13 protein-coding genes are annotated in these 13,658 nt (G+C 34.7%); all 13 read left to right on the forward strand.

The features are described from left to right. The first annotated feature begins 307 nt into the window (after positions 1 to 307). The 13 genes from tssD (RHP76_RS20535) to RHP76_RS20595 all read left to right on the forward strand — a co-directional run bounded on the left by tssD (RHP76_RS20535) (position 308) and on the right by RHP76_RS20595 (position 13,655). Entirely contained in the window at positions 308 to 715 is a 408-nt protein-coding gene (gene tssD / locus RHP76_RS20535; protein WP_062675339.1) for a type VI secretion system tube protein TssD, read from the forward strand. 179 nt (positions 716 to 894) lie between these two features. Continuing rightward, on the forward strand, positions 895 to 2,820 hold the full coding sequence (locus RHP76_RS20540; protein ID WP_311228921.1) for a type VI secretion system Vgr family protein: 1,926 nt from the start codon (positions 895 to 897) through the stop codon (positions 2,818 to 2,820). Positions 2,821 to 2,832: 12 nt separating this feature from the next. Further along, positions 2,833 to 3,003 (forward strand): hypothetical protein, encoded by a 171-nt coding sequence (locus RHP76_RS20545; RefSeq protein ID WP_157885782.1) that lies wholly within the window; start codon positions 2,833 to 2,835, stop codon positions 3,001 to 3,003. Beyond that, positions 2,990 to 3,922, forward strand: coding sequence for a hypothetical protein (locus RHP76_RS20550; RefSeq protein ID WP_062675337.1), 933 nt, complete (start codon positions 2,990 to 2,992; stop codon positions 3,920 to 3,922). Before RHP76_RS20545 ends, RHP76_RS20550 begins: the two co-directional genes overlap by 14 nt. Then, on the forward strand, positions 3,901 to 4,602 hold the full coding sequence (locus RHP76_RS20555) for a DKNYY domain-containing protein (RefSeq protein WP_120233560.1): 702 nt from the start codon (positions 3,901 to 3,903) through the stop codon (positions 4,600 to 4,602). Before RHP76_RS20550 ends, RHP76_RS20555 begins: the two co-directional genes overlap by 22 nt. Positions 4,603 to 4,868: 266 nt before the next feature. Then, positions 4,869 to 5,162, forward strand: a complete 294-nt coding sequence (locus RHP76_RS20560; protein ID WP_311228922.1) for a hypothetical protein — start codon at positions 4,869 to 4,871, stop codon at positions 5,160 to 5,162. A gap of 22 nt (positions 5,163 to 5,184) precedes the next feature. Further along, a complete protein-coding gene (locus tag RHP76_RS20565; RefSeq protein ID WP_311228923.1) occupies positions 5,185 to 5,400 on the forward strand; it encodes a hypothetical protein in 216 nt (71 codons plus the stop codon). A gap of 87 nt (positions 5,401 to 5,487) precedes the next feature. Further along, on the forward strand, positions 5,488 to 6,123 hold the full coding sequence (locus RHP76_RS20570; protein WP_311228924.1) for a PepSY domain-containing protein: 636 nt from the start codon (positions 5,488 to 5,490) through the stop codon (positions 6,121 to 6,123). Positions 6,124 to 6,219: 96 nt separating this feature from the next. Then, positions 6,220 to 6,825 carry a hypothetical protein gene (locus tag RHP76_RS20575; protein ID WP_311228925.1) on the forward strand — a complete coding sequence of 202 codons (606 nt, stop codon included), beginning with the start codon at positions 6,220 to 6,222 and terminating at the stop codon, positions 6,823 to 6,825. Positions 6,826 to 7,096: 271 nt separating this feature from the next. Next, the gene (locus RHP76_RS20580) at positions 7,097 to 9,592 is read left to right on the forward strand and encodes an ATP-dependent Clp protease ATP-binding subunit (protein ID WP_311228926.1); all 2,496 of its coding nucleotides are present in this window, start codon (positions 7,097 to 7,099) and stop codon (positions 9,590 to 9,592) included. 63 nt (positions 9,593 to 9,655) lie between these two features. Continuing rightward, positions 9,656 to 10,519 (forward strand): lytic transglycosylase domain-containing protein, encoded by an 864-nt coding sequence (locus tag RHP76_RS20585; RefSeq protein WP_062675332.1) that lies wholly within the window; start codon positions 9,656 to 9,658, stop codon positions 10,517 to 10,519. 347 nt (positions 10,520 to 10,866) lie between these two features. After that, positions 10,867 to 11,280: a type VI secretion system tube protein TssD gene (gene tssD / locus RHP76_RS20590; protein WP_062675331.1), complete on the forward strand. Its 414-nt coding sequence runs from the start codon at positions 10,867 to 10,869 to the stop codon at positions 11,278 to 11,280. Positions 11,281 to 11,486: 206 nt separating this feature from the next. Further along, complete coding sequence (locus RHP76_RS20595; RefSeq protein ID WP_311228927.1) at positions 11,487 to 13,655, forward strand: type VI secretion system Vgr family protein; 2,169 nt, start codon at positions 11,487 to 11,489, stop codon at positions 13,653 to 13,655. Positions 13,656 to 13,658 lie beyond the last annotated feature (3 nt).

The raw sequence follows: 13,658 nt of genomic DNA on the forward strand, positions 1-13,658 counted from the left end.
AAGTGCGAGAGTATATATTAATTAATTTTAAACTTTAAATTTTTAAACCCTAAACTCTGTTTATTTCTCTTTTAAGTGTAAAAATACTTTTTATCTAAAAATGGAGAGATAATTTAAAACACTGTATTAATGGATGTTATCGTGTGGTGTGTAAATCCATTGTCGTAGAATTACGACATTAAATCGTAGAACTACTACAAAATCTCAGATTTATAGGGAAAAGTTTTTTTTAGCGGAAAAGAGCCTCTATATTTGCTAACACAATCACCACATCACAAAATATTACTAACGATTAAATTTACTAATCATGGCAGAAAGAAATTCAAGAGGAATCTTAAAATTCAATAATGGAGAAGGGCAGAAGCTGTTAAAAATGAATTACAGCGTTTCCAGATCTACAGATGTTTCAGGACGTGTAGCATCAGATCCTTCCAACGCATTAATCAAGGTTACAGTAGAAGCTACTGAAAAATCAGATATCCTTGAAAGCTTGCTGAACGGTAAATATAAGCCGACTGTAGGAGAGATTACTTTTAACAAATCTCACGAAGAAGGAACATTGATTACACTGAAATGGCAGAATGGATATGTAATCCAGCATCAGGTAGATTTCGATGCTATCGACAGCAACAGTATGCTGATCAGCTTCGTAATCAGTGCTGAAACAATAGATTATGGTACTTCTCAATATGCTGGGCTATGGCCATCCAGCTAAATACTGACACACATTATCAACATTCATAAGAAGAAAGACTGTCCCTATTTAAGACGGTCTTTTTTTGCCTGAATAAAAAAACTATACCTGAGAATTTTATTTTATAACATATTTATATAGTGTCTGTTACATAAATTTTGTTATCTTTAATACCAAACACAAACACAAACACAAAGCATATGAAAACCGAATCAAAGACCAAAGGATCTTCTTTCCGCCCATCTCAGAATGCAGACGGGATATCCGCGAATCATCACGCAGGGATCAACCGGCTGGTTAAATTATCACTGGTTGTAGAAGGTAAAATTATTAAGTACTATAAACATTTCACTCTTAAACAAAAAGCAGGTCACCACCACGAATTCAATCTTATTCTTGCTCACGATGCTTTGGGAGACAGGCAGAGCCATACCCTTGAAGAAGCCAACAAATTTCTGGGAAAACGTCTTACGGCTGTTATTTCCTACAAAGATATTGAGGAGAGTCCGGAAAGGAATTTTGTCGGGGTTATTACCAAAGTAGGATTCAGTCAGGAAAAAATGAGTCTGGGAAATATTGTACTTTCCGGATACAGCCCAACGATCCTGCTGGACGGTGCTCCGCATATCCAGAGCTTTGGCGGCAGCCAGCCTGTTAATATGGGAATCATAGCCAAAGAAGTAATACAACAGGGAATAGATAAAGAACGGTTTGATATAAGAGTCGATACCAATGATTATTCCCAGATCATTTACAGCAGCCAGTATAACGAAACCCATTATAATTATCTGTCGAGAATGGCAGAAGCTTATGGAGAACAATTTTATTATGATGGTGAAGTATTGCATTTTGGAAAACTTCCTCCGCAGAATAAACCTATAAAATTATTATACGGAAGCAATGCTGATAATATCAGGGTAGAGCTCAAAGCAGCTCATACAAAACCTCAGTATTATGGCTATAACAGCAGTAAACATGAAAAACTGACCTCAGGGGAAACTCCGGTTGATCATTTAGGTGATTTGGCCCGCACAGCATATACTCATAACGATAAAATCTATAAAACTCCGGCACTGCAGGTTGCGCCTATCAAAGCAACAACGCATCTGGATGTGGAGCATTCTCAAAGAAGCGCGTCAGGAAGTGAAGCGGTTAATGTATTTTCGGTTTCCGGATCTACAACCGTTCCTTTTTTGCATCCCGGATGTATTGCTGATATTCATATGAGAAAACCGGACAGCAGTGAAACATCTTATTTTACGAAGGTTATGGTGACAGAAGCCGTTCATGAAATTGATACGATCGGACATTATACGGGAACTTTCGAATCCATTGCCGCAGACACGGGTTTTCTGCCCAAACCGGAATTTACGGTACCGGCTGCACAGCCACAAATTGCAACGGTAATTTCCAATACCGATCCGGAAGGGCAGGGAAGAGTTCAGGTAAGATTCGACTGGCAGATGAATGATAACACTCACTTTGTAAGAGTAATGAGCCCTGATGCAGGAGGAACCGATCAGATCACTCAAAATCGTGGTTATGTAGCTATTCCCGAGGTAGGCGATCAGGTGATGGTTAATTTCGTGCACAGTCATCCTGACAGACCATTTGTGATGGGAGGAATGTTCCATGGCGGAATAGGCCTTGGTGGAGGTGCAGACAATCGTGTAAAATCTATACAAACGCGAAGCGGCCACAGAATCGTTTTTACAGAAGACGAAAGCATTATTATTACAGATAAAAGCGGAAATGAAATCCATCTGGATACAACCGGAAGTAATATTAATATCACGGCACCTGAAACCATGACCCTGAACTGTAAGAATATGAACATCAATGTAGGAGAGAATATGACGACAACGGTGGGAAATAACCAAAGTACAAACGTTGGAAATAATATCACAATATCTGCTGGTAATGATATTATAGAAACTGCTACGGGCAATAGAATGGAAATGTCTGATAACCGGACAGAAATGGTGGATAATGATTATACAAGACAGTCTTCAACGTCTGATATTTTTGCAAAAAAAATGACTGCTATAAGTTCAGAAGATGATATTCTTATACAAAGTGCTAAGACTGTACATATGAATAGTGGTGAAAAAGGGACTAATCATTAAAAATTAACGTCTATGGCAATTATAAGAAAAGCTTCGAATATTAAAATTATTACTCAAAATAAGGACGCTGTTTTAGCTGGGAGAATTCACATGAGTACCAGTAAAAAAATGATATTCGATGCAATCGAAGATAATCTGGAGTTCAATAGCGCAAAAAAAATAAAAGCAGATGGCAGGGGTTAGTTATAATACTTGGTTTAAAGTCACGAGAGAAATATTTCCTACCTCTGTAAATTTTGAATGTACAAGAATAGTAGAGTATAACATTAGCTTGAATGAAACAAGAGAAATTAGATTTAAGGTAGGTGGGAAAAATGATGATAAGAAGCGTGATCTGAAATTTGAACTTAATAATTCAAATATATCATTATCTACTTCTTATTGGAGTGTTGAAAATGAATGGGTAATAAAGACAAAAGTGACGGGCAAAAAGCTTGGTGAAACTCTTATTACGGTAAAAGTGGAAGGAAAGACGTTAAATACGATTAAAATAAAATGTGTTGATTATAAAGACGTATTTTCTGAAAAAGATGTGGAAAGATTAGTTGAGGAAAATAAGATTTCTATTTCTCGACATACAGCATGTATAATCGCTGCTGACAAACAATTAGGGAAGTTATTATTGGACAATAAAAACTTTATAACTGAAACTTCAAATAATAAAGCAAATGTTTATAATGCTTATACAAGAATAGATCAAATTAAAGATTATGGTTTTGTTAAGAATTTTCAAATTTTTGAACAAAGTACTTTTAAGGGTGGAGGTAATTACCAACCAAAGGAATATAATACTGGAAAACAAAATGTAATATCAAATTATTTGAAAAATGCAATTGGTAGTAAAATTGGTTATCACGTATTTTATTTTACAATTTTAAATGGTTATCATGTATTGCTGCTTGTTGTAAATGCTTCAAATCCATGTGATATGAAATTTAAAATATATGATCAATTAAGAGATAGAGGAGATTATCAAAATTTTTCTTTGATAGATGATAAGTTGTTAGAGATGAATGTTAATAATTGGTCTGGAGCAGCAAGTTTAACCAGAGATAAAACAGCATCAACAAAATTTGGAATATGGAAAATACAAAAAAAATAGGATATAGTATTTTGTTTTTATTAATTATGCTTTCATGTGATGGACAAAAACAGATCAATTATTATGATACACAATTAAAGGAAATTAATAACAGTAATAATATTAGAAAACTAAAATTAAATCTATATATGTATAATGGTAAAGTGAATATTTCATCAGATTATACTATACAATATGCGGGAACTAATGAAAAGATAATGACAAAAAATAAAGGATTAATTTTACAGGATTCTATCTTTTCTTTAAAAACAAATTCTTTATGGAGTACTGATGCTATTATAAAAACAGCAAGTTATCAGGAAGTGGAAAAGAATATTTTATACAAGGATGTAAATAATATTTATTATAACTCTACTTCGAGAAATAATAATTCTCCATATATAATATTAGATTTAGTGTCTCCAGAAGTCAAATTATTAAGTGGTAATTATATTAGAGATAAAAAGAATATTTATAGCTATGGAGGGATAAATTGTCAGAAATTGGAGGGTGTCCAAATAAATTCATTTAAAACCGAAAAATATATGAATTCAATTAATGGTAAAAGTATTTATTTGGGACTCGATGGTGAAAGTATCTTCCATAATGAAGTCAAATTATCTATTGATGATGTAAAAAATTTGCCTATTCATGAAAAAATAAAAGACTCTCTCCAAAAAGAATATTTTTCTGATAGGTAAGAAGAGTTATTATATAATAATGAAATCTTAAAATATTAATACATGTAAGCTGTTTGTTAATTCTATCCTTCAGGGTTAGATATTTTAAAAAAAATCACACAAAGAAATTACTTAGGATAAGGGCTTAGAAACAAGCAAGTTGGAATTTTACTAATACTTTTATGAACAGATTACTAGAGCATTTAGTTTAGTAATAAGTCTTGATGAAAAAAGAACAGCTGGTATGGTAAGGTATTTAAAAGCTAACAATATGAATTGCTATAAAAATGGAAAACTTATTAAATCAACACATCAAGGGATTTTCAACAACCATCGTTAAGGTTTTCTTACAATTATTATTAATAACTACTGTAGCTTGTACAAAAATGAATGAACAAACATTTAAAGTATTTGGAAAAGAAGATATATTGAAGAATACTAAAATTAATATCATAAAGATAGATGATAGAGGAGCAAAAACTGAAAATACATTATTGTTTTTAGGAAAAGAATATGACATAAATGCAGAAACGGAAGCAGGTGCTACCTATGAACTTTATGTTTCTTATAAAGATAGTTAATATATTGAAATTTGAAAATGTAATGAGAAATGCAAATGATCATATTAATCATATTTATTTGAATGAAGAAAATAATAGCATAAACGTTATTTATATCGGAAGAGAATCAGATGTGGTTAAGCATCATGGATTTATGAAAACATTGATGCCAAAAAACGATTTTTATAAAGCTAATAATATTTCAGATGATAAAACGATAGAAAAGTATAACCAGCTTTTTTTTGATGAAGTTAAGTAGCTTTTAAATTATGAAATTAAAAGTTTTTTTTACTGTTATACTTTTATTTTTCCCAATGTAAAAAAACAATAACCTATAAAAAATATTGTGAATAAAATAATAATATTAGTTGGGTTGGGTCTTTTTACTCAATTTCAATCTCAGGAATTACAAAAGACAATGATCCCTAAAATTAGTAACAGATTTGAAAAGTTTGATATAGATAAATTTAGTAAATCAACAAAAAAAGAAACTGATGTTGTAAGAGAGTTTCTGCCCAATGGAAACTATATTGAAATGAGTATGGCAAACTCTGGTAAATATTATACCGAATCATATAAAGATTCCTATTTTATGATATCTAAATCTTATTACATCAGTGGAAATATAAAAGATAAAGGTATCATGTTTAATGTTCCTTGGGGAGCTCCTTTTCAAAAAGGAATTTGGTATGGTTTTGATGAAAATGGAAAGCTGATTAAAGAGATTGATTATGATAAGCCTTACAAATATACATTTGAAGATATTTTAAAATTCTGTGAAAAAGAAGCTATTCCCATTACAAAAGGTCCGGTATTACAAAGTATAGGTTTTCATACTATAATTTCAAGAAGAATAGAAAATGAAAAACCTATTTGGGAAATAGAATGGTTAAAGAAGTCGAATCGTGTTGAAAATATAATTTTGGATGGTATTTCCGGTAAAGTAATTTCAAGAAGAGAGTCAGAATTTATAAACAATTGATTTTTTAGTTATGAACTAACAGTGGGAATTACATTTGAATGTCATTAACATATACACTGTATTATTGAAAAAAAATCAATGTGCAAAAAGAATATTATGAATAAAATAATAATATTAGCTGGGTTAGTTTTCTTTACTCAATTTCAATCGCAGGAATTACAAAAGACAATGATTCCAAAAATTACTAATGAATTTGAAAAGATTACTATACAGAATTCTAAGAAAAAAGATGATGACAGATGTATTGAAACTCCAGAAGGACGAAATGAAATCTTTTCTACTTCTGAAGGTGGATATAAATTAAGTATTTACTATGAGAATTCTTTTTATAAATCAGATAAATTCTATTATAAAAATGGGTACATAAAAAATAAATCATTGGCATTTAACACGGGCTCACCCGTCGGAATATTATATCATTTTGATAAATCAGGTAAGCTTACTAAGGAAGAATATACAGATGAAGGATATAGTTTTACTCCTGAAAAGGTAGTGAAGTATTGTGAAAAGAATAAAATCGCGCTTCCGAAAGGATATCATGATTCTGGGTTTTATACCCGGGTTAGAAAGGAAGTTCTTGATGGTAAAAAAGTTTGGGTAATAGAATACCTTATCCCGGATGGAGATATTCAAAAAGTTGTTTTAGATGGTCAATCAGGTACAGAACTTGAGAAAAAAGTGGTTCCGTTTGTGAGCCGTTAATAGGTTAATCTTTTTTCTATTTTGGCCGGAAAGAGATCCAGAAAAGTAATATGTCACCATCAGAACTACGATTAAAAACAAAAAGCACCGTTGTTACTTCTCTAATTGAAGAATTAACTATCTTTATATCGTTTAGAATAAAATAGCTAATTTTAGCTGCACAAAAAGAATAAGTTTTAATTCTTTGAAAAAAGAGATGAAAAATATACTTTAAAATCATCAAATCGTAAGCACAACAGAACGCCAATATATTAATATAAGAAAATTATAAATGGGAGTACTAGTAACCAACGAAACAGTAAAGCAACTATTTCACATTGCTCAGTCGATAGCGAAGGAAAATTATAATGGAACTTATGGTGGCCCGCACATCCTGCAGGCTTTAATGCATAAAGATATCGGACTTAATGAATTCCTGAAAAGCATAGATAAAGATCCGGGCTATTTCTATGAATGGGCAGATGTCCGTATCGAAGAATATCCGAAAACCAGCCATCTTCCCGATGAAGTAGGACAGGATGATGCAGTGGATACCCTTATTGAAGAAGCTGATGATATCCGTTTAAAATTAGGATTGGATGAGATTACTCCTATCTGTATCCTGACAGCCATTGTAAAACCACAGGTTGTATTCTCTCTTCAGCAGTTAAAGTCACTTCCGTTGAGAGAACATGAGATCTTTAATCTATACAGAAAAGATACTCCGTTTACCGTTTCAGAAGATGGGAACTTCTCATCATTATTTTCAAATGGTTCAGACTATTCAGACTCTTCCTTTCCTTCCATTAAAAGCTATTGTGTAGACAGAACGGCGCAGGCAAGAAAAGGAGAAATAGAAAATATCATCGGCAGAGACAAAGAACTCAGAATGCTGGTGGAAATCCTTTGCCGAAGAAGCAAACCGAATGTGATCATCATCGGGGAGCCAGGAGTAGGAAAAACAGCTTTGGTAGAAGGCTTTGCTACAGAAATTATTAAAGGAAATGTTCCTGAAATGCTTAAAAACGGTACCCTTTTAGAACTGGACACCGGAGCATTATTAGCCGGAACTTCTTATAAAGGGGAAATTGAAGACCGCCTGAAAAAAGTCATCAATGAATGTAAGAAAATTGAAAAAGCCATTCTCTTCATTGATGAAATCCACACCCTTTTAGATCCGAAAGGAAGCATCGGAAACGTTGCCAATCTCTTGAAACCTGAGCTTGCCAGAGGCGAAATTACCGTAATCGGAGCTACTACGCAGGAAGAATACAGAAAAATTATAGAGCCGGAACAGGCTTTCAACCGTCGTTTTGAGGTGTTAACGGTAAATGAACCGGATGAGAAAACATGCGTCAAAATGATCGATGTACTCCTTGAAGGATACAAAAAGCACCACGGTATTGAAGTGGAAAAAACAGCCCTTCCGGAATGTGTACGTCTGGCAAAAAGATATGCAAAAGGTAAAAAATTACCGGATGCCGCTATTGACTTATTAGACAGAACAATGGCAGCCATCAAAATGCTTGATGAATTATCAGAAAAAGAACTGGACAGCTGGAAAGAAAGCTACGATGCTATTTTAACGGAAGAATATACAGACAGTAAAGATAAAGCTGATGAACTGATCTGGACGTATAACCTGCTGAGAGATAAAATAAGCCCGATTCTCTGGGGATCACTCAGCGAGCAGCCTTCCATCGACAACTCTATGCCGGTAGATCAGATTCAGAAAATCATTGAAGATACTTACGCAGAACTTTTACAGCATGCAGCTAAGAAAAGAGAAAAAGTAGACAGATTGGAGCTGGCAGCTGTAATGGCCGCTAAAACCAATATTCCAATCGGGAAAATCCAGGCTCAGGAAAAAGAAAAACTCCTGAATATGGAATCCCTTCTATTGAACAGGGTTGTAGGGCAGGATCATGCACTAAAAATACTTTCCGATGCTATTGTTGAAAACCGAAGCGGATTGAACAAACCGGGACAGCCTATCGGATCGTTCTTCCTTCTTGGACCTACCGGAACCGGTAAGACAGAGCTGGCAAAATCAATGGCAGAATTACTTTTCAACGATGAAAAGGCAATGGTACGCTTTGATATGTCGGAATTTAAAGAAGAACATTCCGCAGCGTTGCTATACGGAGCGCCTCCGGGATATGTAGGATATGAAGAAGGAGGAATGCTTGTTAATAAAATCAGACAACAGCCATATACCGTTGTGTTATTTGATGAGATTGAAAAAGCCCACCATTCTGTTTTTGATGTATTCCTTCAGATTATGGACGAAGGGAAAGTTCATGATAAATTAGGTAAAGAAGGAGATTTCAGCAATGCATTGATCCTGTTTACCTCCAATATCGGAAGTGAAGAAATTGTAAAACAGTTTGAAGAAGGAAAAATTCCGGAATCATCTTCACTCATGCAGATTATGTCAAACTCCGGACGATTCAGACCTGAGTTCCTGGCAAGAATTACAGAAATTATTCCTTTTGCACCGATCACAGAATCTATTGCAGAAAGAATATTTAATATTCAGCTGAAATCACTTCATACTTCATTAACAAGATTTGGAATTGCTTTGAAAATTACCGATGAAGCTGTGAAAAACCTTGCATTAGGAGGGTTTAGCAGTAAGTATGGTGCAAGACAGATCTCAGGGGTCATCCGTGCTCAGCTTGCAAGACCAATCTCTAAAATGATTGTGAGAGAAGAAGTGAAATCCGGCCAGACTATTCATGTAGATTGGAATAAAGACGAAGAAAAATTAAGCTGGAAAGTAGATTAAGTATAAAGTAAAAAGGCCAATTTGTTACCCACTTTTGCCTTTTAGCTTATAAATAAAATTAAAATGAAAACAATTGTCAGAAATATCTTTACAGGTTTTCTATTATTAGGATCCGTTATCATGATCAACGGACAGTTTCTTGCCGCTTCCGATACCTCTGAAAGCAGTGTGAAAAAGTATAAAGGTATCATTAATGCCAATAAGGATCTTGTAGAATTTATTGAACAATTACTCCTTCAGAAAGGCCTTCCCAAGCATTTGAGAAATCTGGCCCTGATTGAATCCCATTTTGACAGAAATATTACCTCAGGTGCCGGAGCAGTAGGAATCTGGCAGTTTATGACTGCACATGCCAACCAATACGGGCTTACAGAGCAAGGACGTACTGACATTTATAAAAGTACTAAAACCGCTACCATTTCCTTAAGTAATCTTTATAAGAAGTACAATAATTGGGTGACCGTGGTTGCAGCCTATAACTGTGGTGAAGGAAATATTGCCAAAGCAATGGAAGCTGCTGGCTCTACTCAATATCATGTGTTTTATAAATACCTTCCGGGAGAAACCATTAATCATGTGAAGAAATATCTTAATGCATGCTATGCAACAGGAGAACTTCAGAGTGTATTGAATAATTATAATTCTGCAAGGCTCAACAAGATTTTCTTTGAGGGAGATCGTAAAGAAACTGCTGCAGCGCTTTCAGAAACAGAGATCAATGCCGGATTCAATCTGAACGTTGTTGCTGCAGAATTGAACGTAGAAGTAGACAAAATCCTTGCCTGGAATCCGGGAATCGTAGAAGAACTCCAGAAAAAAGGAGAAAGTCCATTTTATCTTCCTGTGGATCTGATGCCTGATTTTCTGCTGAGAAAAAACAAAATATTGGTTCGTTCCATAAAAGAAGGTGGAAAAACTCAACAGTAAAATAATATCCGATAACAATAAAAAAGCAACCCATAAAACGGTTGCTTTTTTATTGGATAATCTGTTAAAAACATCCTAATATTTTATTAAGAAAATCTTAATATTTCTCACTGATGTGGAAAATTATTGTTTTTGTTGTTAATTTTCAATCAATTAAAACCTTTTATTGATAGGATTTTGGTTGGTGTTCTTAAATCAATTGTCGTAGAATTACTACAAGAAATCGTAGAACTACTACAAATTTTCAGATTTATATTCAAAAGTTTTTTTTAGCGAAAAAGAGCCTCTATATTTGCTAACACAATCACCAAATCACAAAATATTACTAACGATTAAATTTACTAATCATGGCCGAAAGAAATTCAAGAGGAATCTTAAAATTCAACAACGGAGAAGGACAGAAGCTGTTAAAAATGAATTACAGTGTTTCCAGATCTACAGACGTTTCAGGACGTGTAGCATCAGATCCTTCTAATGCATTGATCAAAGTAACAGTAGAAGCTACTGAAAAATCAGACATCCTTGAAAGCTTGTTAAACGGTAAATACAAGCCAACAGTAGGGGAAATCACTTTCAACAAATCTCACGAAGAGGGAACACTGATTACTTTGAAATGGGAAAACGGATACGTAATCCAGCACGAAGTAGATTTCGACGCAATAGACAGCAACAGTATGCTCATCAGCTTCGTAATCAGCGCTGAAACCATTGACTACGGTACTTCTCAGTACGCAGGATTATGGCCTTCAGCAGGTAAATAAGCCTATTCATCATCTTAGTAAAAATAAAATTGGTACAGAACAGTACGCTCATTCGGGTATACTGTTCTGTTTTTCCGTTTAAAAGAATTTCGAAAATCATTTTTCAAAAGGAAAATGATAGATGCACAAATGATTTATCAATCTCACACTTTCTATGCTGTAAGTATCAGCAGTTTATTTACGATTTAACTTAAATACAAAACGCTATGTTTCAGGATGATAAAAAAATTAAAGTAGCAAACCAGAAAAACGAGATAAACGCGGGCAAACAACAGTTGAAAAATACAGTGCAGGAGAATGTTACCAAAAAAGCAGAAGGAAAATTGAATAAGGCAGATGAAAAAGTAAAAAAGGTAGCAAAAGCAGGACAGCAAAGTTTAAATGTTGCTCAAGGTGCTGATATGTTTATGAACCAGACTTTTGTACCGAACAATCCTTCTATTGTTGATAATAAAGTGTGGGCGAAACAGCCAACTTCAAAAATACACAATGCTGAAGCTATTGCTCAAAGTTTTATTGCAGGAATCAATCGTGTGGTAAAGCTGGATGTGGTTATTGAAGGACAAATTATCAAACATTTTAAGCATTTCAAACTTACCCAGAGTGCTGCAAAACATCATGAATTCAACCTGATGTTGGCTCATGATGCCCTTGGCAATGCAGAAAATCACAATCTTGAAGAGGCCCAAAGCTTTTTAGGAAAAAGAATTACTGTTGTATTTAAATATAAAGATGTAGAAAAAGGCGCTGAACGTAATTTTGTAGGAGTCATTACAGAAGTAGGTTTCAGCCAGGAAAAGGGAAGCCTTGGAAATATCGTTCTTAAAGGTTTTAGCCCGACAGTACTTTTGGATGCGGCTCCCCATATTCAGAGTTTTGGAGGTGGACAGCCTGTCAGCCTGAATAGTATTGCCGACCAGGTGATCCGTGAAGGGCTGGGACAAAATAAATTCGACTTCAGAATAGATGCTCAGCACGGAAATGTAGCCTACAGTTCACAATACGAAGAAACTCATTATAATTATCTGGCGAGAATAGCTGAGGCTTATGGTGAGCAGTTTTATTATGATGGTGAAGTATTACATTTTGGAAAACTTCCACCTCAGGAAAAACCTGTTAAACTTACCTATGGAAGCAGCGTAAGTGATATTGCTGTCAAAATGAAGGCACAGCATGTCAACCCTACATTTTATGGCTATAACAGCAGTAAAAATGAAAAACTGACCACTGGAAGTTCGAAAATCAGCCATACTTCAGATATTGCAAGAAGAGCCTACGAAATATCTGAAAAGATCTTCACCACACCTTCTTTGAGAGTAGCGCCAATAAAAGCAACCTCTTTTATGGACATTGATGCCTCACAGAAAGGAACAGCAGGAAGTAAAGCCTCGGAAGTATTTATTACATCGGGGACAACTACTGTTCCGTTTTTATATCCGGGATGTACAGCAGATATTGAAATGCGGAAATCTTCAACAAATGAAACTTCCTATTTTACCAAGCTGATGATTATCGAAGTAACCCATGAAGTAGATGCAAGAGGTTACTACGACGGTAAATTTGAAGCAATTGCCGCAGACACAGGTTTTATACCACGGCCTGAATTCGAAACTCCGAGAGCTGAGGCTCAGTTTGCAAAAGTAATTTCCAATACAGATCCTATGAATCAGGGAAGAGTTCAGGTACAGTTTGACTGGCAAAACGGGCCGGACAGTACAGAATTTATCCGTGTAATGTCTCCGGATGCAGGAAGCAGTGATAAAGTCAATAAAAATAGAGGCTTTATGTCAGTTCCTGAAGTTGGAGACCAGGTAATTGTCAATTTTGTACATCAGCATCCTGACCGTCCTTTCGTAATGGGAGGAATGTTTCATGGTAGTATAGGAGCCGGTGGCGGAGCTGGAAATAATATAATGAGCTTTAGCGGTAGAAGTGGTGCAGAATTAAAGTATGATAACGGAGCCGGATCGATGAATCTTAAAGATCAGGGTGGTGCAAATATGTTTTTTGACGGATCTGGAAATGTTATACATAATGCCAATAACAACAGCACTAAAACTGTTGGTAATGATAAAACAGATAAGATTGGAAACAATAAAAAACTGGAAGTAGGCTGCGATCATATTTCAGACGTAGGCAATACCCATAAAGTCTCAGTAGGTAAAGACCAGAGTGTATTTACAATGGATAATGCCGGAGTGATTGATTTAACCGGAGCCCAGAAAATTACCATTAAAGTAGGTAACAGTGAGATTATCATTACCGGAACGAAGGTTTCTATTAAAAGTGATGAAATCGACATCAACGGAGGCGGTGCAACAGCTAATTTTAAAGGCTTGACAAAAATAACAGGATCACAGGTAGATATCAATTAACAG

The sequence above is a fragment of the Chryseobacterium sp. SG20098 genome, from assembly GCF_031844745.1.
GTDB classification, from domain to species: domain Bacteria; phylum Bacteroidota; class Bacteroidia; order Flavobacteriales; family Weeksellaceae; genus Chryseobacterium; species Chryseobacterium cucumeris.

Bases quoted from the DNA above. Each gene is read 5' to 3' on its own strand.
- tssD (WP_062675339.1), top strand. From the start codon at position 308: ATGGCAGAAAGAAATTCAAGAGGAATCTTAAAATTCAATAATGGAGAA.
- RHP76_RS20540 (WP_311228921.1), top strand. From the start codon at position 895: ATGAAAACCGAATCAAAGACCAAAGGATCTTCTTTCCGCCCATCTCAG.
- RHP76_RS20545 (WP_157885782.1), top strand. From the start codon at position 2,833: ATGGCAATTATAAGAAAAGCTTCGAATATTAAAATTATTACTCAAAAT.
- RHP76_RS20550 (WP_062675337.1), top strand. From the start codon at position 2,990: ATGGCAGGGGTTAGTTATAATACTTGGTTTAAAGTCACGAGAGAAATA.
- RHP76_RS20555 (WP_120233560.1), top strand. From the start codon at position 3,901: ATGGAAAATACAAAAAAAATAGGATATAGTATTTTGTTTTTATTAATT.
- RHP76_RS20560 (WP_311228922.1), top strand. From the start codon at position 4,869: ATGGAAAACTTATTAAATCAACACATCAAGGGATTTTCAACAACCATC.
- RHP76_RS20565 (WP_311228923.1), top strand. From the start codon at position 5,185: ATGAGAAATGCAAATGATCATATTAATCATATTTATTTGAATGAAGAA.
- RHP76_RS20575 (WP_311228925.1), top strand. From the start codon at position 6,220: ATGAATAAAATAATAATATTAGCTGGGTTAGTTTTCTTTACTCAATTT.
- RHP76_RS20580 (WP_311228926.1), top strand. From the start codon at position 7,097: ATGGGAGTACTAGTAACCAACGAAACAGTAAAGCAACTATTTCACATT.
- RHP76_RS20585 (WP_062675332.1), top strand. From the start codon at position 9,656: ATGAAAACAATTGTCAGAAATATCTTTACAGGTTTTCTATTATTAGGA.
- tssD (WP_062675331.1), top strand. From the start codon at position 10,867: ATGGCCGAAAGAAATTCAAGAGGAATCTTAAAATTCAACAACGGAGAA.
- RHP76_RS20595 (WP_311228927.1), top strand. From the start codon at position 11,487: ATGTTTCAGGATGATAAAAAAATTAAAGTAGCAAACCAGAAAAACGAG.